The sequence below is a fragment of the Colwellia psychrerythraea genome, assembly GCF_000764225.1.
Lineage (GTDB): Bacteria > Pseudomonadota > Gammaproteobacteria > Enterobacterales > Alteromonadaceae > Colwellia > Colwellia psychrerythraea_D.
The window spans coordinates 97,079-121,252 of sequence record NZ_JQED01000047.1; the positions used below are offsets into that span (position 1 = coordinate 97,079).

The window sequence follows — 24,174 nt, forward strand, 5'->3', positions numbered from 1 at the left end:
TTTTGTGAAAATACTTTTAGTGTTACAACTAATTTTTGTTCATTGCTTATTACTGTTATCAACTGCAGCGACAGCTAACCATGGTCACATAAATAATAACCTATCAATGGCTACTATATCAGGTAGCGAGCTATCAGTAGGTAAAGTATCCCAAGATAAAATTAAATTATGTGCGGTCTACCCACATCTGAAAGATTCTTATTGGCTTAGCATCAATTTTGGCATGACTGAACAGGCAAAACAAAGATCAATTGAATTAAAAGTTCTCGATGCCGGAGGCTATCAGAATAAGGATGAACAGTTAAGACAAATTGAGCAATGTATTCACTGGCAAGCAAGCGCAATATTAGTCGGCTCGGTTAATTTTGAAGCCTTAAATCAAAAACTTGCCCAAGTTAACCAGCACACGCCAGTTTTTGCCTTAGTAAATGAAATAGCCACGAATAATATTACTGGCAGAACAGGGGTGTCTTGGTATCAAATGGGCTATCAATTGGGTGAGTACCTAGTTAAGCACCATCAAAATCAGTTCAATGACACTCCTGCCACACTTGCTTGGTTTCCAGGTCCTAAAAGGGGAGGAGGAAGTTTGCAATCAACTCAAGGTTTACAGGCTGCGCTTGTCAATAGTCCTATTGAAATAATCGCCATAGAGCATGGCTTAAACGAGAAGATAGCGCAGTTTTCGTTGTTAAAAGGCGTCTTAAAAAAATATAACAATATCGATTATTTAGCAGGTAATGCCGTGATGGCTGAAATGGCAATAAATGAAGTGGCGGGATTAGCTAAAGCGCAGCAGCCTGAGATCTTAAGTCATTATCTTAGCCATGGGGTTTACCGTGGTATCAAGCGCCATAAAATCTTAATGGCTAATTCAGATCAAATGGTATTACAGGGAAAAATGGCGATTAACCAAGCTGTTGATTACCTGATAACAGGAGATATAAAAACAGAACAAGGGCCTAAAATAATCACCATTGATCAAATCAATATAAAGAAGGTGGCTGCTGACTTATCGTTATCGCCAAGTCACTTTAAGCCAATTTATAGTATTAAACCTGAGAAGATAAAATAATCGCTAGCAGCTGACAACTTTGGTAATTGAATAGATCATCTATTGATTGAGCTAGGTTATATCAGCAGCGAATAAATACCCTTCGCCATGAATCGTGGTGAAAATCTGCGGTTCTTTCGGGTTCTCTTCTATTTTGTGACGTAAACGACGAACAAGTACATCGATGGTTCTATCATTGGGGGCATCCACTCTATGCTCAATTAAATTAAGTAATCGTTCACGGCTGAGAACACGGCTAGGATTAGCGACAAAAGCCACTAAAATATCGTATTCTGCTTTGGTTAATTTGATTGGAATATTATTTTTGAGCAACTTTCGTTTTGGAATATCGAAGCTGCATTGACCAAAATGAAATAAATCGTCATCTTCTTCATCTTCTGTTGCGATAACTGATTTTTGTTCCGTCAATGATATGCGCCATAAAATATTTTTAACACGTACTAGGGGCTGTTGATCTTTCGAGATTACTTTTACAGCAACTTGTTTGGTATTTAGACAAGGCAGAGTATGTGACGTGTAGCTGGCTACTCGAACATACGATAACGTAGTATAAATTTCAAACAAGTGCTGCCCTTTAGGGTTCATTTAAAACAAATTTACTCATTGTTGCTCGCTTTTTTAATAGAATAACTATGATACAAAGCTCGCGCCGCGATTAAACCCGTTTTCAATTGAATAAATTTTAACCCTGAAAGATCAACAGCCCCTAATAACTCTCTTAGCTCAAAAGGCTTAGTGACATAATCATCAGCGCCCATCTCTAAACCAATTATTTTATCGATAGAGTCTGTTCGTCCCGTTACTAGTACTATACCAATATCAGAATGGCTACGTAGGTTTCGCGTGATCATCAAGCCATCTTCATCAGGTAGAGTGATATCAAGCATGATCAAATCAATGTGATGGTTTTCCAAGACCACATTCATTTGCGCTTTATTTTCTGCCTCGCTAACTCGATAACTCGATAACCTGTATGGAATATTTATATCTCCGGCACTAGCCATAAATCTATGGAGGACTTTAAAACCTTCTTCACCATAATCACAAATAACATCATCGTCACGTAAATTACTAACTAATAATAGCCCCAGCTCTTTTCTCTGGGTATCATCAAACTCCGCGCTTGTCCAATGAGATCAAAAGCATCTTGATTTAACACGCGAGCATTAAACGTAGAAAAGCGAGAATGTTTCACTTGTTTAACACCAGCCCCCTTACTGAGTAATTTTTTAAATAAGCTCATTTTACTACTTCGTTAAAATACCTTATAGCCATGATACACACCTAAAATAAAATAGTTTTTTTATCCGGCACTTTACGAAATAAATAAACAAGCGATTTATCGCCCCAATTGTTTAGCAACTTTTCCCATACCCGTTAATTTAGCCGATGCTTTTTTAGTGTAAACCGCTGGCATGTGTTCACTGGCCCAACGCCCTGCACGTTGTATATCAAAAAGTGTCGCGCCAGATTCGGCTAATGTGACCGCAGCTCCAACACGCCCGCTATGTCCCGTATAATAACCATATTCCTTCCCGGCCAAAACTGAAGCAGAACGAAAAGCATCGAGTACCGTTCTGTATTTTATCGGGGCACTTCTTATGTGCTTTTTCGGGCTTAAACTACGCAATAAATAACCATTTTTAACAGTAAGCAAAGCAAGCCAAATACCAATTAAAGTCAATGTGGTATTTGACAAAAACAGGTATTCTCCTTCCCCTTCTTTATCCGTTTTACTCGAGGGTATAAAAAGTGTTTCTGCTGAAAAATCAATATGTTCAATTTTAATCGCGCACACTTCCTCTGCCCGTAATAAGGCATCAAAAGCGATATTGAGTATGAGTTTGTTTCTCAGATCTAATGGGCAATCATTTGACAGTTTTGAGTTAATCATTTCTAACGATTTATTGCCCATATCTTGCGCTTGCTTTTTCGCTGACGGTTTTTTATTTAGCGCTAGTTTTAACCAATCATTAAACAGGCTATTAGCTGTGAATGGGTTCGCTAACATCATCCCTTTAAGTAACTTTTTAATGGATGTTTTCTGACGAACTATCGTAGAACGCTTCAAGTCACTAGCAATCATCTCCGTGAAATATTGCTTCAAAACATCTTCATTATTGATTAAGTCAGTATTTAAAATCAGATCAGGATTTTGGTCTAACCACGCTTTTAAGCAATTCCCATCATATTTCAGCGCGTCTTGAGAGTTTTTAGTAGTAAGGGCGAATATTTCTGCAAACCATTTTGCATTGCGCTCAGCATTCTCGGTATGCTGTTTATTTGATTTCGGCTCGATATTATTGTTGTTATTGCCAACATGCGTTTTTTCAACATCACGATGTGTTGGAATAATTGTGTTTTCTGGTTGAATGATTTCTAACATCACAAAAAGCCTAATTAATATGTATGTAATAACAGTCTGTTTAAATATACATGTTATTTTTTAGAAAGCAAGGTAAGTGAGAATAATTCTCTAACACACATAACTGTAATTATGTGTGGTTAGCAATTATTCTCATTTATAGCTAATTTTTAGCGAGGGAAGGGTATGACAATAAAAATTGCCCAGGAGTAGGGTGGTTAATTATTGTGCCTTCGTGGTAGTGCGTACAGTGTTTTTTTGTGGGGAATTACTCACTAAGTCTATTAAATTTCACGTAGCGCACGACTTTTTTATCATTAACATTGCTTATCGTCAGGTATATAGAGGGATGTAGGGAAATTTACACCATATTGAACCCCTTACTTTAAAAGCGATGAATATGAAATACATTCGAAATTTCGGGGGCCGGGCTGTAAATATAAGTTCATAGTTCAAATTGTAGACTCAAGGTTAATTTCGACGGGAGTGAATACAAAAAACCAACTGGCTTGTTTTTCGTAAACATTACGGTCATTACAGCAAGATTTATCCAAGAAAACCTGCTGTAATTTTCAATAAAAATATTCATTAAAATACTTTTGAATAATAAGATCCCATTCTCATATTATGCTTTCACCTTATCACTAGAAAACATAATAATGAAAAAAAAGAGAAGTCAACCATACCTTCCACAACAGCTACAACCACTTGATTTTATGGTGATTTCACGAATAAAAATCTTCATAAAACCTTATAACAATACAATGAAAATCTAAAAACAATATAAAAAATCATCAGAAAATAACATGTAAAATTATAATTCGAACCTTTAAAAGCCCTTTCAATAACCTTTAAGTAACCTTAAAATAATATTTTTAAATTATTTAAACACCCTTAAGTAAATCTTTTAATAATTCTAAGTAACATTTAAAAAATAAAAAAAGATTATATGATTGGGGGAGGGCTTAAAGTTATTCCATAACAGCACTTAATTGACTTATTGAGCGTTAATTAATAAACGGGATTGTTGCTTTTATGTTGTTATATATAGTGAAGGTTGCTGTTTTTAGTTTCTAAATGGAGGATTTGCTTTTTTTGATGTTGTATAAATTCCTGTTATGACTTTGTCAAATCACGATTTGGAGTCCTTTATTCTGAGTCCGGTAAAGAGCCAAAATGACTGTACTCAATGATAAAATCAGCCAACTTCGATTGATCACCAACTCTAAACTTGATGGATGAAATACTGCATGGTGATTCAATCGTTATAGATTTTGAGAAAGTTTTATCTAAATAAAAGGTATTTTTATGAACCACAGTTTAAAAAATAAAGAATATGATGATCAAAATTTTTTGGTTAAGCAGATAGCCAAAGAATCGCAACTGTTTAATAGCTACATTCAAGAAACATTAAAGGATGTTGATACTGATTGTCCAACTAGGGGTTTTGCGCCCATCCCCTCGAAATCGGCATTAAGAATTTAGTTTTTTTTAATATTCAAAAAAAATCGTATCTAGTGGTAAACACATAAGTCATTGAAAAACCTTGTGACCTCACAACTGGTGGTAAACTCCACCATGAAAAGCTTACCACTTAGCAGCTTAAATAGGTCTTTTGGTAATGTTCAGCAGTAAGCTGGTAATCCTTAATCTCATATGTTGTTTTATCCTATATTCATTATCTGATTGATTAAGGTATGATTATTACAAATAATAATTACCAAGGCTTGCCACTATCGCTGTTCAACATACTAAACGTATTCAAATACTCACATCGTCAGAAATTAATGAACTCTATGCTCTACCAAACTTTAGCCGTACTGATCGAGAAGATTATTTCTCTCTCGATAAAGAGACTCAAAAATTAGTTAATACGTTAAGGCAAGCTGAAACGCGAATATACTTTATTCTTTATTAGGTTACTTCAGGTCACGGCCAGTAGTTTTTAATTTCACGTTTTCAGATGTTGAAGCCGACTATAACTATATTAAGACGGAGTACTTCAATGATAAAAATGTCGATACTGAAGACTTGCCACTAAGAACTAAAACAGCATTAATTAAAAAACTACTTAGCTATACCGGCTTTTCAATTTTCCAAAGTAAATTAGATAAAGACCCGTTATTAATAAGGCTCAACGGTAAAGATGGCTTTCTGAATTTGCAAATATTATTATCCACGAATACTTTATGACTTCAATTAGCCCAGCCTGTGTGAAAACTAATTATTGTAAGTTTTTACTATTGAAGTTTTATATCAGCTCTTTATAAGGCTTCGCGTAGCGAAGCCGATATTTATGAATATCCATGCTTTATATTTTTTATTCGTTCAAAATTGCTGATATTGGCTCCTATTTGGAACATATTTGGGTCTTTTAATGAAAGAGTTACCTCTTACGGCAACATCACTTCCTTCATCAATATTTCTGATCCAAATATACTGAGCATTCTTTTTAAATTATACGCCAATACATGCAGGTTCAATTCTGTACTGACATTTTTAAACCCTCTTGTTAAAAGATGCGTGACTCCTGCCCACAACTTAATCGTACCAAAGGGATGTTCAACCGTTTGTTTTCGTTGAAGCATCGCATCAGGCATTGCTTTGAGCAAGGCTTCCATTTTTTCCATATCAGCTTCATGGATCCAACGTCTCATTCTTCTTGGGTCTTTTTTAGAACGGGTACATTGGCTTCGAATAGTACAATTTTTACAAGCCATACCATTGAAGTAAATTTTGATATCTAACCCTCCTTCTATCGCATTGAATCGATGTTGAAGCTCATTGCCCGCGGGGCAAATATAAACATCATTATCTTGATTGTATTGAAACAGTGACTTGTTAAAAATCCCCTTCTTTTCTGAGCCTGATGTATCGGTTTTAGGTACAAGAGTCGATACACCTAAATCTTGAGTATCTTTAATATCTTGTCTGCTGTAATAACCTTTATCTGCCAATATCGTGGTAACACTTTTCCCTAACGCATTAAGTGTCTGTTTGGTCATATTGCACAACTGGCCTCTATCGGTTGTATTGGTGACTTCGTGAGCAACAATTAAATGATGTTTCGTATCGACAGCGCTTTGTATGTTATAGCAAACCGCTCGTGTCATACCCTGTGTTTTCATCAAGCGACTATCTGGATCGGCCGTTGATATTTGTTTATCAGGATGATTATTTACGGTTAAATCCATCTCTTTTAGTTCAACGAGATATTGTTTTAGGAAATCTAACTTAGATTCAATATTAGCAATGTTATTTGGTGATTTCTCTTGTGAATCTGATTGTTCAAGTTGCTGAAAATATCTATTAATATGTTTTTCTACTCGCTCAATATGTGACTTTATTTTACTCGGTGTGTAGTTTTTATCTTTGTTGTTGGACGCCTTAAATTTACTACCATCAATGGCAACGGTCGCTTCACTAAACATATTGAATTTATGGCACATTTGAACGAACGTTTTAAAATCTGGTGACAAACGTTCTGTGAGCCACATAAGTTCAACATTACGTTTTGTTTCTCGCTCTAGACAGCGTGAAGACTGAATTCTGTTTAAATAACCATAGATATAAATCTTGAGTAATATGGCGGGATGATAACCAGGACGTCCAGTTGCTTTAGATTGAACTCCTTTAAAACCAAGATTTTCTAAATCTAACCCATCGACAAATACATCAATTACTCTAACGGGATTTTCTTTAGCGACAAAATCTTCAAGAATTTCTGGAAAGAGAGTTGCTTGGGAGGGAGATGAACCTTTAATATGACGTGACATATAGCCAACATATAATCAATTAACCTAATGAATATTATAGCAAATATAGAGTGATTTATTATCTTGTTTTGAGATTGATTGATCATAAGTATTCGGTGCTTATTCGAAAAAGTGATCAAAACGTTTTCACACAGTCTGAGCCAAAAGCTGACTTTATCTTTTGTGAAATCATAAACAGATTTAGGGTGATTTTAACCAAATTTACTATATGTTTGAGAGACTAATTTAAGCTCATTAATGCCATTGAACTTTCATCACTTGATGTTAACTTTGAGCCTAAAGCTGCAATTTTCAATTAAAAACTCACACACATTTACAACTGAATTTTTACCTAACATTTTTTGCATGGAGTTAGGTCACAAATCACCGAAGCGGACATTAGAATTATTTAAGTTTCAAACGAAGTTAGATTATTAAATCTAACTCGCTAATGAGATGGTCCGCCTCCCCTAATCTACACTTAGGGCAGACTTTTAAATGAGGAGAACCATCATGTCTACTATTAAGATTCTTGGAATTGATATAGGTAAGTTTACTTTTCACCTTGTTGGCCATGACTTATCTGGTCGAGAAGTTTATCGTAAAAAGTTTAGCCGTCCAAAACTGATTCAAGTACTTTCTACTTTAGAGATGACAACTATTGCTATGGAAGCCTGTAGTGGCTCTCATTGGCTAGCAAGAAAGTGTCAAGAGTTTGGGCACAAAGTAAAGCTCATTCCCCCGCAATACGTTAAACCTTATGTAAAAACAAATAAGAATGACTTCATTGATGCTGATGCTATCGCGGAAGCTGCTGCTCGACCTACTATGCGTTTTGTGAGTGTAAAAACTGAACCATCTCAGGTTATCTCTGTGATTCAACGCATACGCTCAAGTTATGTAAAAGATAGAACTGCGTGCATGTCACGGATTGGAGCTACCTTATTAGAGTTTGGCATGAGTTTCCCTAAGTCTCACGCCAAAATGAAAGTATTATTCCAATGGCTAGCTGAGCATGGCGAGCCAATACCACCGATGTTACTTTTAGAATTAAGAGACCACCATGACTACTACTTGAAACTTAATCAACTGATTTTGGTACAAGAGAAAAAACTCAAAGAAATAGTTGACCATGACGAACGAGCTCAACTGCTCCAAACGATCCCAGGAGTGGGAACTCTAACAGCTAGTCGTTGTTTATCAGATATAAGCAGTGCTACTGATTTTAAGAATGGAAGAAATTTTGCGGCGTGGTTAGGACTAGTACCTCGCCAATACTCAACTGGAGGTAAGCCAACATTACTCGGCATAAGTAAACGAGGAAATAAAGGTTTACGAGAGCTATTCATTCACGGTGCAAGAGCTGTTCTTGTTAGGCCAGAAAAGGCCGTTGCCGTTTTTGGTAACTAGATATTAGAATTACTATCGAGAAAACATTTTAACGTTGTGGTGATCGCGTTAGCCAATAAACTAGCACGTATCGCCTGGTCGGTGCTTTCAACCAAACAAGCATTCGAAGTTAGAGTGCAAGCCTGATTTGCAAATGATGATAAAGATGACACAACGGGTAGACCACTGGATTGAAGACCTGTGGGGCGTTACAGCAACATAAGTAAGTATGCTTACTCGTTTTTGAGGACAATCTAGCGCGGATCTCATCGTGGAGCTGAGCCTAATATATTGGGTAACCAACAAAGACTCCGAATACATTAGCGCAAACCAACTACGTTATCGATATTATTACTTGCAATATCGAGGCGGACCATACAAATCGCCCCCAAAGGCTCAGGGCGTGAAGCGAGTTAGAAACCATACATTTGTGGTCAATATTATTAAGCCACAATACTTGGTAGAAGCCGGAGTACATCATGCCGCCCACACATCGGTTATCTATCGTTTTTTATCAAACTAGTTACATTGGAAAAAGTAGCAATACCCCGCCTTAACCCCTTGAATATATCGTTATAGCACTAACTTATTTAAATGTATGAAATTTCAAGGTTCACTGCTAATAAAAGTTGTATTCTTACACAAAATACATAGTCAATAGTCACTATTTATTAAGATAGACTACCATGTTAAAGTGTTATGTTATAACATAACACTTCAGCATAAAAAATAGAGATATTAACAACGTGATTGAACAGAAATTACCTGTCACTGTGCTATCCGGTTTTCTAGGTGCCGGAAAAACGACTGTGCTAAGTCATATTTTAAATAACCGTCATGGAAAGAAAGTAGCCGTTATCGTCAATGATATGAGTGAAATAAACATTGATGCGTCAATAGTGAAAAATGATGTATCACTCAACCGTAGTGAAGAAAAACTGGTAGAGATGAGTAATGGCTGTATTTGTTGCACTTTGCGTGAAGACCTTCTTCTAGAAGTAAACAAATTAGCAAGAGATGGACGCTTTGATTACTTAATTATTGAATCAACTGGTATTTCTGAGCCACTACCTGTGGCTGAAACCTTTACTTTCGCCGATGAAGATGGCATTTCATTATCAGATGTAGCTACTTTAGATACCATGGTAACGGTTGTTGATGCGGTAAATTTTTTAAAAGATTATGACAAAGCTCAATATTTACAAGACACCGGTGAATCACTCGGTGATGAAGATGAAAGAAGCGTAACTGACTTATTGGTTGATCAGGTTGAGTTTGCTGATGTCATTCTTATCAGTAAAGCTGACTTGGTAGACTCATCAGATATAGCAAGACTTACTGCTATTATTAAAGTGCTTAATACACACGCTAAAATCATACCTATATCATTAGGAAAAATTGATCTTAGTGAAATACTTAATACAGGATCATTTAATTTTGAACGTGCTGAGCAAGCGCCCGGCTGGCTCAAGGAACTGCGTGGCGAACACGTGCCAGAAACAGAGGAGTATGGCATTGGAAGTTTTAATTATATCGCACGAAAACCATTTAACCCTGAAAAATTCTATCAGTTTCTACATAGCACAGAAAAATTTGGCAAGCTAATACGTTCTAAAGGTTATTTTTGGTTAGCGTCTCGCCCTCAGTTTTGTGGGCAGTGGAGCCAAGCAGGTGGCATAGCACGTTATGGTTTTGCCGGTATGTTTTGGAAATCAATTCCAAAGGACAGTTGGCCAACCGATAAAGAGTCTCTAGAAGAGATACAAAAACAATGGGTTGAACCTTTTGGTGATATGCGACAAGAGCTTGTTTTTATTGGACAGAAGTTAGATAAAGCAGCCATGACTTTAGCGCTTGATCAGTGCTTATTGTCAGAAGAGGAGTTATTGAGAGGAAAGGACTATTGGCGGTCATTAAGCGATCCTTTTCCTCAATGGGAGGAAACCGCATGAACACCTTAGCGATTAACCATAATATTAGTGGGAAAGCACAAAATCACACCGATAACGACAATCACAGCTTACTTTTTAGACGCTCAGTTGAAGGAAGTACCCCTGACGTATTAACTGATATATACCAAGATGATGTAAATATTGTAACTTGGCAACGTAACCTTGAAAATGAATTAACGACTGCCGTAGGTTCATTTTTAGAGCATAACTCAACATTAGCCTCTGTATTGGTTGTAGCGCCAGAGAACTGCGTTGAAGTTCTGAGTGAAAAATTTGATAAATCAGACGCTATTACTGCATTAATTGATGATATTACCTTACTAGTGGATATGTTTTGCTGCCTATTTGAACTTAAAGGTGCAGGATTAAGACTAACAGTACTCGACCGACCTATGTGCCCTCGTTTTCATGTTGATCGCATACCTTGTCGTTTAGTAACAACATACCACGGCACAGCCACACAATGGCTTAATAATAATATCATAGAGCGCACTAAACTAGGCTCAGGAAGCCAAGGAAAACCTGATGAACAATCAGGTTTAATGAAAAATATCGATGATATTAATCAACTAACTCAAGGTGATATTGCTTTACTTAAAGGGGAAAATTGGGATGAACAGGAAGGCGCAGGGCTTGTTCATCGCTCACCTGCTGTATATCAAGGCGAACGTAGGTTATTACTAACACTCGACTTTATTAACGATTAACAAGGTTCGATTGAATGAAAAATAATATTATAGCGTGGAAACAACAGATAAATCACGTCATAAAATTATGTGTGGAAGTGGGCATTGTATTATTTTGTTCTTTTATACACATACATAGTTCGGCCAAAGAAGGCGCGATACTTAGCACTCATGCCCATGGTTTATCCGAAATGAATATTGCTCTTGAAAACCAAAAACTTGTCATTGAACTATTATCGCCAGCGATCGATTTAGTCGGATTTGAACACAAAGCTAAAACAGAAAAAAGCATTAATAAAGTAAAAAAGGTAGAAACAAAGCTACGTAAGCACAATGATATAGTTTCCCTTTCAGGTGGGAATTGTCAGTTGATAAGTACATTTATCGATGTATCAAACTTAACAAATATTCCTGATGACCATCAACATCACCAAGTTCATAGTAATAAGAAAAATAACCACAGTGAAGTAATATCTAAATATGATTATCACTGTGAAAAAATATCAGAATTATCCTCGATAACTGTTAAAGTATTTCATCTATTTACTAGCGTGAAAGAAGTACAGGCCATATGGATTACAGAAATACACCAAGGAGCTGAAAGACTAAACGCTAAAAACAACGTTATTAACTTGAGATAACAAAAATGCACTCAACACAGAACATCAATCAAATAATTACACATGCTGAGACCCTATGTAAAAGTCATGGCGCTCGTTTAACCACCAAGCGAAAGCTTGTATTGTCATCACTGATTCAATCAGGAAAGGCGCTTTCAGCCTATGATTTAATCGATTTGTGTAAAGAGAATTTTAACGAGAATATACCTGCAATGTCGGTTTATCGTATTTTAGAGTTTTTAGAAAATGAAAAGCTGGTACATAAACTAAAGTTAGCCAATAAATATGTCGCTTGCTCTCATATAACCTGTAATCACGACCACGGCGTACCGCAATTTTTAATCTGTGGCACTTGTGATCACGTTAAAGAAATAAGTATCAACAAATCAACCATTTCTCAACTGAAAAATGATGTTGAACAGGCTGGTTTTCAATTGATTAATTCACAACTAGAAATGAATTGTATTTGTAATAGTTGCCAAGATAAATCAGCATAAAAAACAAACTAAATTAAGGGAGAAAATGAAAGAAATACAAGTATTAACAGACAAATTTTCTATAGGGTTATCCGTTTTATGTGCAGTACATTGTTTACTTTTACCCTTGTTATTAGTTTCATTACCTAGTTTAGGCGCATTACAACTTCAAAATGAAGCGTTTCATACATGGATGTTAGTAGCCGTTATTCCAATCAGTATTTACGCCTTAACAATGGGCTGTAAAAAGCATCAACGTTATCACTTACTCTTTTGGGGATTTTCAGGGTTATTACTCATGGTTATCGCCGTTATTTTCGGGCATGACATCGGTGGAGAAGCAGGTGAAAAAAGCTTAACCTTATTGGGTGCGATATTTGTGGTAATAGCGCACTGGGGAAATTTTAAACATTGCAAAAAAATCAATGTTCTCACGAAAAAATAGAATGTAAAAAGTAGTTATAATCATGCAACGAACTTATTTTAAACAACTCGAACACGCTGATGCTAGCTTACCTCTTGAGTTAACAGAGGTAGTAAATCAGTTACCCTTTAACGAGCAAGGCCTTCTCCCCGTTATAACACAAGACGCCACCAGTAAAAAAGCACTGATGCTAGCATGGATGAACAAAACCTCTCTTTGTCAAACGATGCAAACTAAACGCATGACCTATTGGTCTCGAAGTCGAGAATGCTTATGGATAAAAGGGGAAACAAGTGGCCATATACAATCGCTCAAATCTATATCTTTCGATTGTGATGGTGATGCTATTTTATGCCAAGTAGAGCAAGTTGGAGCCGCCTGCCATACGGGTCGTCTAGATTGTTTTTATTTACACGTCGATCTTAATAAATCACGCGTTTTTGTCAGTGGAAAAGGTGATTTATGAATCAACAACTATTAATTAAAAACGCTAAAATCGTTAATGAAGGAAAAGTTTTTGAAGGTGATCTAAGAATACAAGATCAACGATTTGAACGTATTGATAAAAATATTACCGTCTGGCCCCAAGACAACGTCATTGATGCAAAAGGTAAATTTTTATTACCCGGAATGATTGACGACCAAGTACACTTTCGTGAACCAGGTATGACACATAAAGGAACTATTGCGAGTGAATCACGTGCAGCAGTTGCTGGGGGGATTACAAGTTTTATGGAAATGCCAAATGTGGCTCCAGCAACCACGACAATTGAAGCTTTAGAAAACAAATTCGCTATTGCTAAGCAAGATTCTTTCGCTAATTATTCATTTTACCTAGGTGCCACCGAAGATAACATAGAGCAAATTAAACGCTTAAATCCTAAAATTCATTGCGGGGTTAAAGTGTTTATGGGCGCTTCTACGGGTAATTTATTAGTTGAAAATCCTGCCGCATTAGAAGCAATTTTTCGTGACAGCCCCGCGCTAATTGTTACCCACTGTGAAAGTGGAGCAGTAATAGAAAGTAATTTAAAAAAAATAACCGCACAAGGTCATATACCAACGATATCTGATCACCCTAGAATAAGAAATGCTGATGCTTGTTTTTCCTCATCTTCTTATGCTGTTTCTTTAGCAAAAAAGTACAACAGCCAATTACATGTTTTGCATATAACAACAGCAAAAGAATTAAGTTTGTTTGAAGCAGGTCCAATTGAAAACAAGCATATAACTGCAGAGGCTTGTGTTCATCACCTTTGGTTCAGTGAAGATGATTATTTACCATTAGGTAACCAAATAAAGTGTAACCCTGCCATAAAATCACCGGCAGACCGAGCCGCATTAATACAAGCATTACATACCAACCAAATAGATATCATTGCGACAGATCATGCCCCACATACTTGGCAAGAAAAACAAACAGATTATAACCAAGCACCCGCAGGATTACCGTTAGTTGAGCATGCACTGTTAAGCTTGTTTGATCATGTACATCACAACCGATTGAGCCTAACACAAGTTGTTGAAAAAACAGCTCATAATCCAGCAATACGTTATGCGATCAAAGAGCGAGGTTATATTCGAGAAGGCTATTTTGCTGATTTTGTAATAGTGGATATGGATAAAACCACCAAAGTAAGTCATGAAAATTGCCGTTACCTCTGTGGTTGGACACCATTTCACCAATATGAATTTTCATCACGCATTGAAGGTACCTGGGTTAACGGACAGCAAGTATATGATGGAAAGAAAGTCATTAAGCACACCGCATTGTCAAAACGATTAGAGTTTGATCGCTAGGGGCTGTTGATCTTTCGAGATTACTTTTACAGCAACTTGTTTGGTATTTAGACAAGGCAGAGTATGTGACGTGTAGCTGGCTACTCGAACATACGATAACGTAGTATAAATTTCAAACAAGTGCTGCCCTTTAGGGTTCATTTAAAACAAATTTACTCATTGTTGCTCGCTTTTTTAATAGAATAACTATGATACAAAGCTCGCGCCGCGATTAAACCCGTTTTCAATTGAATAAATTTTAACCCTGAAAGATCAACAGCCCCTAGATATAATTAGTTTAATAAGGAGAATAACCGAAAAAATGAATGAAAAAGAAATATTATCGTTATTTGAACAATGGAATAAAGCATTGCAAACAAGAATGCCGAAAAACGTCGTCGCACTGTATGAATATGACGCAATACTTTTGCCTACAATATCTAATACTGTATGCCAAACTCATGAAAAAATTGAAGAATATTTTGATAAGTTTTTATCACTAGAGCCTATAGGTAAAATAGACGAGTCTACAGTCCGTATGTTTGGTTCGATAGCAATGAATTCAGGCACATGCACATTTACATTTAAAAGTGGTAACCCAATACAAGCACGATTTACTTTTATATATCGTTGGAATGGTGAAAAATGGATGATTATGACTCATCATTCATCACAAATGCCTGAACAATTCAACCTAGAAGAGACTTAATGATGAACAAAGATAGTCAAGGTAATGCCAATCAATCATCAGCTGATGAAACAAGTTGCTACAGTAAATCAAGTTGTTGTGCGCCAGCGGCACCGATAGTTCATGCACAACCCAAAATTGGTCGTAATGATCCTTGCCCTTGCAAAAGTGGCCGTAAGTTTAAAAAATGTTGCGGCTAGTTACCCTATTTGAGAATCAAGATGAAAATGACTTATTAGAAGCGCAGCTGATGGCTTGTATTAACGCTTAGAGACTCTTAAACAAAGCGGATACAATACTGAAATTACCTTCAGTATCAGTCTTTATATAGTATTGCTATTCATCGGTATAAATATCTAACGCGTGAACTTCCATAGAATAAGCCGCTATTGCCGTATCATTTTCTACCAATGAAGTTTTTATAACACCTGAAACCCAATAAGGGTCATAGAGTGATTCAAGCGTGAAGCCTTGAGGGTAATTAACGAAAATGGTTTGGTTAGGTGGCGGCGGTGGCAGGTGAATACAAGCACCAAAAAATGGCACCAAAAAAAATTGTGTTACGCGTTGAGCATCGTCAAATTCAAGCGGTACAATATAAGCAGGTAATCTAATAGCAGCATCATTAATGGCCGGGATAATACGGGTAGACGCTAAAGCCTGATGATAAGCATTTTCTTTACTATCCGTGATAATACCAGCGTTAGTTTCTTTATTAGTAAGATCTGCATTATTAAGTTGATCTTCAGCGGAATTCTCTGCTATTTCATCGATATAATCAGGTGGGTTTAACAGCGCATCCAAATCGTCTTTAGGCATTAAATCTGTCCACTGTGCCGACATAAACGTCAGTGCAGGTAAGGTTTTTTCTAGCTTTTCAACCGGTTTTACTTCACCCGAAAACTTAGTAACCGCTGATGTTTTTTGCGCTATTTCCTTCGAGATAACGTTTATATTTTTTGATTCAACAATTTGAATTTCTTTTGGTTTTCCACAACCAAGCAACAACAACACGATACTACCTACGAGGCTAAATTTTATCATATAGAATAAGGCTAAAAAATAAGTTTAATAGATAAATGATACACTGTATCATTTATCTATTAAAACTATCTATAATAATTTTGAGTATTAAAGTAAGTCATGGCAATAAACCTTTCTAATGTTCACTTTAGCTATCCTGAACACCCCAAATCTCCCGTATTAAACATTCAATCATGGTCGCTAACAAAAGGCGAACATGCATTTATTTATGGCCCTTCAGGTTGTGGAAAATCGACATTGTTAAGTATTTTAAATGGTTTACTTTGTAGCAATGAAGGCAATGTTACGGTATTAGATCAACGCTTAGATAAAATGTCTCGAAGGCAACGGGATGCATTTAGAGCAAAACATATTGGTTATGTGTTTCAGCAGTTTAATTTGATCCCTTATCTTAATGCTATCGACAATATTCGTTTAGCTCATTATTTTGGTAAATCGGTGTCAACATCTTCATTAAATAAAGAGATTACGGCATTGCTCACCACCTTGAATATGCCCGAAAAGGACTGGAAAAAACCTGTTCGTACCCTGAGTATTGGCCAACAACAACGTATTGCGATTACGCGTGCATTAATTAACAAACCAACGTTATTTATTGCCGATGAACCAACCTCTTCTCTTGATAAAGGCAACACCGATAGTTTTATGGCGCTACTCATGTCAGTGATTAAAAAATACGGCATAACATTATTGTTTGTTAGTCACGATATGTCGCTATCGCAATATTTTAATAGAGTTGAGTCATTCACTGATATTAACAGTGAAGAGGCATTTCAATATGCTAATTAACATTGCAATGAAAAGCTTACGTGATCGTAAGGGCTCCGTTGCACTGTCAATCATGGCGATGACTATTAGTGTTTTTGTACTATTGTCGGTTGAGCATATTCGCCATCAAACAAAAGAAAACTTTGCCAATACAGTGTCTGGTGTTGACCTTATTGTGGGTGCAAGAACAGGTAGTTTAAATCTATTACTGTATTCAGTATTTAAAATAGGTAGCCCTACTAATAATATAAGCTGGCAATCATTTAACACTATTACCGCTAACCCCAAAGTGAAATGGGCTATTCCTCTCTCGTTGGGCGACTCACACAAAGGCTATAGAGTGCTTGGCACCACTAAACAATACTTTGAGCATTTCAGCTATGGTAAAAAGCACCGTTTAGCATTTAAACAAGGTAAGGCGTTTACTGGCATTTTTGATGTTGTGCTAGGGGCTCAAGTTGCTAAAAAACTAGGATATCAATTGGGTGACCAGCTTATACTTGCGCACGGTATTGCAAAAACGAGTTTCAGTTTACATAACGATAACCCATTTAAAGTAACCGGTATTTTAGCGCCAATAGGTACCCCTGTTGATCACACATTGCATGTTAGCTTACAAAGTATTGAAGCTATTCATCATGACGGTAAGTTCACTCCGCTTTCTAATGCACTTGAACACCTTCAACCTAAAAGCATTACCGCTTTTATGATCGGCTTACATTCAAAAATCACTACGTTTAAAATGCAACGAGAAATTAACTATTATACGCCAGAGCCGCTGTTGGCGATAATGCCAGGTGTGGCTTTGTCTGAACTGTGGCAAACAATGAAAATATTAGAAAACACACTCATTTTAGTGTCTATTTTAGTACTTATATCTGCTTCTTTAGGTATTTGCGCCATGCTATTATCATCGATTAGAGAACGTAATAAAGAGATTCAATTACTTCGAGGAATTGGTGCGTCACCTTTTTTTTTATTCCGCTTAATTGCATTAGAAGCATTATTTATTCTCGCAATGAGCATAGTCTTAAGTACAGGAATACTGGTAACGATTCTTGTATTAACCCAAGATTATCTAGCCTCTTCCTTTGGCGTACAAGTCAGCACTAATATAGTATCACTGGGTAATTTATACTTAGTATCATCACTGTTAAGTACATCAGTCATTATCGCGATGTTTCCATCTATATTTGGCTTTATAGAATCGAAAAAAAATACGTTAAGCGAATAATGTCATTTAAACAGATATAAAAAAGCCCGAATATTCGGGCTTTCTCTTAGCATAGTGTTCAGGTTAGATCTATTATGTTATAAAATAATAGACAGTGAGTTGAAGGATTTATCGGAACTAGATATCTGCAAACATATTGTTGAATATTGAAGGCGAAAATTGCCTCAATACACAAGATATTAATTTTTCAATCTATCGAAAATAAGCGATTAAACATTGCTTGACCAGCGCTTGATAATACGTACCTATCATCTAAGTTTTTAAACATTAAACCACGTTCCAAAAGTGTATTGTTAAGCGGTTGGCTTAATGGTTGTTTCATACCACACGCCTTTAGAATTTGAGCTGCTTCTGTTTCCGCGCCCATCTCATCCACAAGCTTGGTAGATATACCTGATTTTTCATCAAAAAGAATACCTGGAGCAATTCCTTGCTTTCCTATGCCCCTAGAGAGTATTAATAGAATGGTTTGTGCATTTGCAGCAGTATCATTCAATTCATCGGCCTTATCAGGTCTTGTGATAAAGTATGCTACACCGTCTATTCCTTTAAGGGTAAAGCCTAGAAGAGTATAAAGTTCTCGATATTTATCAATATCATTTACTAACTCTCTGAACTTTGTCGATTTGACTAACTCACCGTCTATATATTCCGTTTCATTAATCATCTTTCCCGAGATTAAATCTTTATAAATGGCTTGAGAAGCTATGTGGTTTAAGCCAAAGTTATTCATTTGGTTTTTCCTCTAAACGCTTAATCATGTAGCTAAGCTTGTGCTGTTGATAAGTGATATCATTTTTGCTTAAGGTTTTCTTTAATTGCCACTTTTCATCAATAAATGGCAATGCATCATAGATATCTGACAAACGGTAATCGCTCATTCTGTGGCAAAGTAGTTCGTGTATTTCCAAATAAATATCTTCTATAGATGCTTTAGCATCAAAATCTGACATTATCTTTTGTATGTCACGAATACGTTTTCTTTCTCTAAGGGTTTCTTTAGCTGACTGGCGCTTTGCGGAAGGTTTGCGCTTATTACTACTTAGCGCTTCTACACGTTCTAGTTTAGCTCTAATATATTCATCAAGAACAAATCTTTCATTATGTTTAGGAAGTTGAAACAAGGGAGAAGTTAAGTTAGATCGCGACCAGTTATGTAGGCCTCTTATTACTCGTGAATCTTCGAACAAAGTAGACGTTGATGATAGAAGCTTGCCTTTAAGCTTTGCATCCATTGTTAATACCGCCGCATTGTGCAGGTTATTAAAGCGCTCTTCAATGCGGTTATAAAGCACGCGTTGCGCTTTATCCATGTCTACATAGCGATATAAACGCTGACGAATATCCCTTACAACCTCAGCATATGACAGCAATTTCATTTCGATTGAAGAAATATTGCGATGTTGAGCGATAAAAGGTGTAGATTCTAATTGTTGACGCATTTTTCGAATCATATACATTGCAGATGAGTCTTTAACCATTGCTTTTTCATTCAAGAAAATGAGTGTAGGTTGAATATTTCGTTTAGATATTTTAATAATTTCGTCTATAGCACTTCTTACTTGTTCCGTAGCGACAAGTTTATTGAAATCATGGCTTTCTAAAACTTCAGATAGACGTTTTGAGCTACCATCTAATGCACGAACGTTATGTGCAATTTTAGCTAAGATATCCTGCATAATATCCATCAAAGAAACGAGGTGTTCAGCAGTCTCAGTATTTTTAGTGCTTAAATCACAGTCCGAAGACTTAAAGAAGCGAAATAAGGTTTGTATTTGTGCCCTAATAATATCTAAATCGGGTTGACCTAACTCCCTAATTCGCTTTGAATCCAAACACTGTATGGTTTGCAACAGCCCTGACTGTATTGCAAAAATGCCTCGTTGGTTATTAACAAAGCTTAGTAACCCACAGTCATTTAAGTTATTCAAACTTAAAGACGCGTTGATACGTAACTTTTCTTTTTTATCTTCTATTTGATTAACCACATAATGATCAAGTACTGCCTCATATTCAGAAATCTTAAAGCAAGTCGAAGATTTGGATTCGAGGGCATAGTAATCTAGAAGGGAATAATAGATATCTACGTGTTGAAAAATGAGTACCAGCGTACTTTGAGCGTTAGTTTCCATATCTTTACTCTGGCAGCTCCGCTTCTATAGCGACATCTGGTATCACAGCTAAACGCTCTTCCATACCAGGAAAGTAAATTGCTTCGGCTTTATGGTGAACATCTACATCAGTCGCTTTAAAAATTGATAAGTCATGGGAAACTTCCAGTACATTAACGATGGTGCCAGTAGGAGCCGGATTGGCGGCGAATAAAGTTAAGCCGTTTTCTTGCATAGCCTTAAGTACTTCCTTAAGGTTATGCGCATCAAGCTTGCCAACTTCGTCAAATATGACAGGCATTCTTAAATGTAAATCTTCAGGTACTAACCTTTTTAATAGTTGGGCCAACATAACGGCATTGATCATACTATTCGTACCATTTGATTGTGGTACTGCTTCTACGCCATTTCCTCTATCAAATAGGTAGGATATAGATTCAATAATTTTAGAAATATTTATTTTGTTATATTTTCGAATATAGAACTGAGTTTGAAAAGCTGATATTTGTTTATAAAACTCTTCTGATATTAAGTTATCTGTGACACTGGTGTGTCGTGATAGACTTTTAATCATATCTAAGTACTGAGGATGCAATTCTGCTTTGATTTGTACCTTGTCTAAATTAGATATTTTATATCCTGAGAGCTCAGTATTAATTCCTGATATTTCAGACTCAATGATTTCTTTTACATTTTCAATAATACGTGCAGAAGTAGCTGCATTATTGTTGTGTGCATTCAATCTTAATTTAAATCTCTCTTCAGCCGATTTTACATTTTCAAAAACCGACTCTAATGCTGAGTAATGAGTATCAAAGCTTTCTTTATTTAATGTAACTTGGTTATGTTCTTCAACAGCTACCTTAATAACATCAGCTTTTAGGAGTTGTAGAAAGTCATCAAAAACATCTGTTCTCGATTCCCTAAAAGAAGACAGTAAATTTTTGATTGCCGTTATTTCTTGATGAATAATCTCAGCTTGGAACAAAGGTATATTAGACGGGACGTCAATAGCATCAGAAACGGACTCATAACTTACAGATCTGAATGATTCATTAGCAATTGATTTTAGGCTAGTCACAAATTGGTTAATTGATTGCTGATTTTCATGGTTGTCCTGAAGTTCATTTTTCAGATCACTTAGCTGATTTTTTAATGTGAAAAAATTGTTTTGTGCATGTTCTTCGGTTGCTTCTACCTCAGAAACTTTTAAAGTAAGTGAATCTACTTTCTTTTGTGCCTCACCTTGCATGGAAGCAATAACAGAATAACCAGACAGCGCTTCTTTTTGTTTGTTATAACTTTCTAATTCAGTATTTAATTCTACTAATTTTTCAGCCCTTAACGTTGAATTCATCTTAATAAACGCAGAGTTTTTCTGTAATTCTTTCGATAATTTTTCTTGTTTATCTTGAAGTTCATCAATTTGCTTAATCAGTTGTTCTCTAGCATCTTGGTCCGATAATTCTAGTACCTTTATAGGAGTTGTCTTATTACAAATAGTCAAATATTCACCATCTTGACCAAATAACTTTACAAATGATTCGACTATTGCTCCTTGTTCACTACTTAATTCACAAGATACTTCGGATAAACGTTTGTTTAAACTTAAAAGAACTGCTTTTCCATGGTTGGAAAGTTGGTTGAATAAACCTAAGTTATTTTCAATCAAACGTAATGATTCCGTTAAAGTTTCCAGTGTCGTCTTATTTTTCTTACTGGACTGATTAATAGTTTGCATCACTGATTGCGCATTTTCTTGGCTATTCAGAGATTCAATATCTTGTGTACATATCTTAATTTCGTCATCTAATTCTATAGTTATTGCATGATCAGAAGGTTGTTCGCATAAAGGTGATAACCTTGCTCTAGCATCATTTGCTAGCGTAATTTTTTCATTACAATCGCTTACCTGCTCAGAATATGTTGTCAATTGAGCTTTAAAGCCTGAAAGCTCTTTACCTAACTTAGTCCTAAGTTCTGATGCCTTTGTTACTTTAGGATTTAATGTTGTAATTTGACCTGATAAATTTTGCTGAACAGATTTGAGGTACTGTTCGAATATGGCTATTTGTGAAGCTGTACCAGCAAAGTCTAAGGCTAGTTTTTCTCTTAATTGCTGATAGAGGCCTTTGTTTTCTTTTAGTTTTAGCCATACAGGTTGATTAGCTTGTATTCTTGAAAGGTGATTTTCCACTTCTTTCAGTTCATTGAACTCATTTAGCGCATCTGTTATATCAATGATAATGCCGTCGTTTTTAATTACACTCATGCCACGACCATCAATCATATTACCAATAGCTTTTGGCAAGGATGTAGTAGAAGCGTCAGCTAGACTAAATGCCATTCCTACTAAGGCACGAACAGTTTCTACATTTGCTGTCGTGTATCTATTAGCCATAGGTAACAAGCTAAAGCGGGTATTGTTATTATCACTGGAAGTTCGGGTGTAAATAGCTTCACCAATCGCTTGCTTATCGGTAAATAACACACCTTTATAATCATTACTTAGTAGTACTTTTTTTACGTCAGTAATATTGATGTCTGGTTGTAATTGGCCAGCCCCTTCATTTGCCTGGGAAGTTTCGTTCCAAAATAGATGTTCAATATCATTATAGTCTTTTGGGAGTGCAATTCGTTGATAACCCAAGTCAGTTGTTTTAAATAAAATCCAGCAGAAATTACTCTTAGGGTTCTTAGCATTACAAATGATGTAAGACTCAGGTGACGGAAAATAATATCGAAAAGAGTCTACATTAGAAAAATAAGAGCCACCTGACTCAAATCCAAACTTATTTTCACAGTCTTTAAAATTAACTTCTGGTAGTAAAAACAATTTTAATGCTGCTAACGAAGATGTCTTACCTTCATTGTTACCGGCAAACAAAGCTGCATTCAAATCAAGAGGGATTCTAGAATAATAATTAGATCCGCTATTAACAAAAATCAGCTCTAATAACTCGTAATTAGTAGGTAATGCTAATGGCAAAGAATTAGAGTTCATATCGGTAAGTTTCCTGCTCAATAGTTGAGTTATAGTGACGAATTAAAGTAATTATTTGATTTGTTGTTTCCGATAAACCATAAATAGATGACAGAGCATTTAGTTCTTTAGTTGTGGCTTTACGATTAGAGTTCTTTAATCGTTTTTGAATGTCGCTGGGGATAAGGTACTTTGTGTTTGATGGCTCTAAACTCGCTTTTAAAAGATTTGAATAAATAGTTAATCCACCTAAGTCTATATCAAATAAACACATAACCTTTCCTTGAAACTTTTTTAAGTAAGGGATAATCAATGTATTTGAAATACTGTTCCCAGCTGCCCATAAAAACTCTATGTCGTCTATATCAACTTCAACATCACAGTAGTTTTTAGCAAACTCAAAAGTACGATTGAAAGCCAAGAAGCATTCAAGATTTTCAATAATTAAACAATGTTGTTTAACTGGGGTATCTACATCTCTATCTTTACTAAATAAATGATTATATGGCACATCATTATTAGCTACATTAGCAACTAGTAATGCACCATCGACATTTACAGCATGAGAATTTCCTCTATATGAAGCCGCAGATCTAGATTTAACTGAATAGCTGTTAATTATATTGATAAACTTTTGTAGTAAATCTTGAGATAAGACTTCAACACTATAGTCGTTTTGACTGTACCTCGTAGCTGCAAAGGCTTGATCAATTTCCTCCTGAATAATGCCATGTTTTATTAACTGCCCTGAAAAAGCTCTCCAGTTTAGTGATTGCTTCATTTCGATCTTTTGAAATGCCTTTGCTAATGAGGGCTTCATATCCA

Annotated in this window: 23 protein-coding genes and 2 pseudogenes; 15 read left to right on the forward strand and 10 right to left on the reverse strand. The window is 36.0% G+C overall.

The annotated features are described in order from the left end of the window. Window positions 1-4: 4 nt before the first annotated feature. Window positions 5-1,075 (forward strand): TMAO reductase system periplasmic protein TorT, encoded by a 1,071-nt coding sequence (torT, locus tag ND2E_RS04500; RefSeq protein WP_052056872.1) that lies wholly within the window; start codon window positions 5-7, stop codon window positions 1,073-1,075. 51 nt (window positions 1,076-1,126) lie between these two features. Here the strand turns inward: torT and ND2E_RS0121825 are convergent, their stop codons facing one another. The 4 genes and pseudogenes from ND2E_RS0121825 to ND2E_RS04495 form a co-directional block, all read right to left on the reverse strand. Further along, a complete protein-coding gene (locus tag ND2E_RS0121825) occupies window positions 1,127-1,639 on the reverse strand; it encodes a winged helix-turn-helix domain-containing protein (RefSeq protein ID WP_223303669.1) in 513 nt (170 codons plus the stop codon). A gap of 143 nt (window positions 1,640-1,782) precedes the next feature. Continuing rightward, a pseudogene (locus ND2E_RS0121830) lies at window positions 1,783-2,049 on the reverse strand (response regulator); the annotation flags it as partial. Window positions 2,050-2,150: 101 nt separating this feature from the next. Continuing rightward, a complete protein-coding gene (locus ND2E_RS23170) occupies window positions 2,151-2,318 on the reverse strand; it encodes a hypothetical protein (RefSeq protein WP_190277857.1) in 168 nt (55 codons plus the stop codon). Window positions 2,319-2,414: 96 nt separating this feature from the next. After that, a complete protein-coding gene (locus ND2E_RS04495; RefSeq protein WP_033095150.1) occupies window positions 2,415-3,461 on the reverse strand; it encodes a tyrosine-type recombinase/integrase in 1,047 nt (348 codons plus the stop codon). Between the two features lie 1,287 nt (window positions 3,462-4,748). On the opposite strand from ND2E_RS04495, the gene ND2E_RS23175 reads away from it, so the two are divergent. Further along, a complete protein-coding gene (locus ND2E_RS23175) occupies window positions 4,749-4,925 on the forward strand; it encodes a hypothetical protein (protein WP_190277858.1) in 177 nt (58 codons plus the stop codon). Window positions 4,926-5,205: 280 nt separating this feature from the next. Beyond that, a complete protein-coding gene (locus ND2E_RS23640) occupies window positions 5,206-5,358 on the forward strand; it encodes a DUF4158 domain-containing protein (protein ID WP_223303677.1) in 153 nt (50 codons plus the stop codon). A gap of 475 nt (window positions 5,359-5,833) precedes the next feature. Here the strand turns inward: ND2E_RS23640 and ND2E_RS04490 are convergent, their stop codons facing one another. Then, complete coding sequence (locus ND2E_RS04490; protein ID WP_033095151.1) at window positions 5,834-7,216, reverse strand: IS1182 family transposase; 1,383 nt, start codon at window positions 7,214-7,216, stop codon at window positions 5,834-5,836. Window positions 7,217-7,708: 492 nt separating this feature from the next. Here ND2E_RS04490 and ND2E_RS22240 point away from each other — a divergent pair. The 10 genes and pseudogenes from ND2E_RS22240 to ND2E_RS04445 all read left to right on the forward strand — a co-directional run bounded on the left by ND2E_RS22240 (window position 7,709) and on the right by ND2E_RS04445 (window position 15,409). Then, a pseudogene (locus ND2E_RS22240) lies at window positions 7,709-8,731 on the forward strand (IS110 family RNA-guided transposase). Window positions 8,732-9,333: 602 nt separating this feature from the next. Continuing rightward, on the forward strand, window positions 9,334-10,536 hold the full coding sequence (zigA, locus tag ND2E_RS04480; protein WP_223303678.1) for a zinc metallochaperone GTPase ZigA: 1,203 nt from the start codon (window positions 9,334-9,336) through the stop codon (window positions 10,534-10,536). Continuing rightward, window positions 10,533-11,243 (forward strand): DUF1826 domain-containing protein, encoded by a 711-nt coding sequence (locus ND2E_RS04475; protein WP_033095153.1) that lies wholly within the window; start codon window positions 10,533-10,535, stop codon window positions 11,241-11,243. Before zigA ends, ND2E_RS04475 begins: the two co-directional genes overlap by 4 nt. A gap of 14 nt (window positions 11,244-11,257) precedes the next feature. Then, the gene (locus ND2E_RS0121835) at window positions 11,258-11,863 is read left to right on the forward strand and encodes a ZrgA family zinc uptake protein (RefSeq protein WP_052056874.1); all 606 of its coding nucleotides are present in this window, start codon (window positions 11,258-11,260) and stop codon (window positions 11,861-11,863) included. Between the two features lie 5 nt (window positions 11,864-11,868). Beyond that, a complete protein-coding gene (locus ND2E_RS04470) occupies window positions 11,869-12,339 on the forward strand; it encodes a Fur family transcriptional regulator (protein WP_033095154.1) in 471 nt (156 codons plus the stop codon). Window positions 12,340-12,364: 25 nt separating this feature from the next. Then, complete coding sequence (locus tag ND2E_RS04465; protein WP_033095155.1) at window positions 12,365-12,763, forward strand: MerC domain-containing protein; 399 nt, start codon at window positions 12,365-12,367, stop codon at window positions 12,761-12,763. 22 nt (window positions 12,764-12,785) lie between these two features. Beyond that, window positions 12,786-13,208: a phosphoribosyl-AMP cyclohydrolase gene (hisI, locus tag ND2E_RS04460; protein WP_033095156.1), complete on the forward strand. Its 423-nt coding sequence runs from the start codon at window positions 12,786-12,788 to the stop codon at window positions 13,206-13,208. Then, window positions 13,205-14,542, forward strand: coding sequence for a dihydroorotase (locus ND2E_RS04455; protein WP_033095157.1), 1,338 nt, complete (start codon window positions 13,205-13,207; stop codon window positions 14,540-14,542). The genes hisI and ND2E_RS04455 overlap by 4 nt, the downstream gene beginning before the upstream one ends. Before the next feature lie 301 nt (window positions 14,543-14,843). Next, the gene (locus ND2E_RS04450) at window positions 14,844-15,230 is read left to right on the forward strand and encodes an SgcJ/EcaC family oxidoreductase (RefSeq protein WP_033095158.1); all 387 of its coding nucleotides are present in this window, start codon (window positions 14,844-14,846) and stop codon (window positions 15,228-15,230) included. After that, window positions 15,230-15,409, forward strand: a complete 180-nt coding sequence (locus tag ND2E_RS04445) for an SEC-C metal-binding domain-containing protein (protein ID WP_223303670.1) — start codon at window positions 15,230-15,232, stop codon at window positions 15,407-15,409. The genes ND2E_RS04450 and ND2E_RS04445 overlap by 1 nt, the downstream gene beginning before the upstream one ends. A gap of 136 nt (window positions 15,410-15,545) precedes the next feature. Here ND2E_RS04445 and ND2E_RS04440 read toward each other — a convergent pair whose 3' ends face one another. Beyond that, a complete protein-coding gene (locus ND2E_RS04440) occupies window positions 15,546-16,223 on the reverse strand; it encodes a DUF3299 domain-containing protein (protein ID WP_223303671.1) in 678 nt (225 codons plus the stop codon). A 129-nt stretch (window positions 16,224-16,352) separates the two neighbouring features. Between ND2E_RS04440 and ND2E_RS04435 the strand changes: the two genes are divergently transcribed. Beyond that, window positions 16,353-17,042: an ABC transporter ATP-binding protein gene (locus tag ND2E_RS04435; protein WP_033095159.1), complete on the forward strand. Its 690-nt coding sequence runs from the start codon at window positions 16,353-16,355 to the stop codon at window positions 17,040-17,042. After that, complete coding sequence (locus ND2E_RS04430; RefSeq protein ID WP_033095160.1) at window positions 17,032-18,255, forward strand: ABC transporter permease; 1,224 nt, start codon at window positions 17,032-17,034, stop codon at window positions 18,253-18,255. The genes ND2E_RS04435 and ND2E_RS04430 overlap by 11 nt, the downstream gene beginning before the upstream one ends. Window positions 18,256-18,442: 187 nt before the next feature. On the opposite strand, the gene ND2E_RS04425 is transcribed toward ND2E_RS04430, so the two are convergent. From ND2E_RS04425 to ND2E_RS04410, 4 genes are read right to left on the reverse strand one after another with little or no spacing between them, the layout of a single operon-like run. Beyond that, window positions 18,443-18,988 (reverse strand): condensin complex protein MksE, encoded by a 546-nt coding sequence (locus ND2E_RS04425; RefSeq protein ID WP_033095161.1) that lies wholly within the window; start codon window positions 18,986-18,988, stop codon window positions 18,443-18,445. Beyond that, window positions 18,981-20,387, reverse strand: a complete 1,407-nt coding sequence (locus ND2E_RS04420) for a hypothetical protein (RefSeq protein ID WP_033095162.1) — start codon at window positions 20,385-20,387, stop codon at window positions 18,981-18,983. The genes ND2E_RS04425 and ND2E_RS04420 overlap by 8 nt, the downstream gene beginning before the upstream one ends. 4 nt (window positions 20,388-20,391) lie before the next feature. Beyond that, window positions 20,392-23,370: a coiled-coil domain-containing protein gene (locus ND2E_RS04415; RefSeq protein WP_033095163.1), complete on the reverse strand. Its 2,979-nt coding sequence runs from the start codon at window positions 23,368-23,370 to the stop codon at window positions 20,392-20,394. Further along, a complete protein-coding gene (locus ND2E_RS04410; protein ID WP_033095164.1) occupies window positions 23,360-24,169 on the reverse strand; it encodes a hypothetical protein in 810 nt (269 codons plus the stop codon). The genes ND2E_RS04415 and ND2E_RS04410 overlap by 11 nt, the downstream gene beginning before the upstream one ends. Window positions 24,170-24,174 lie beyond the last annotated feature (5 nt).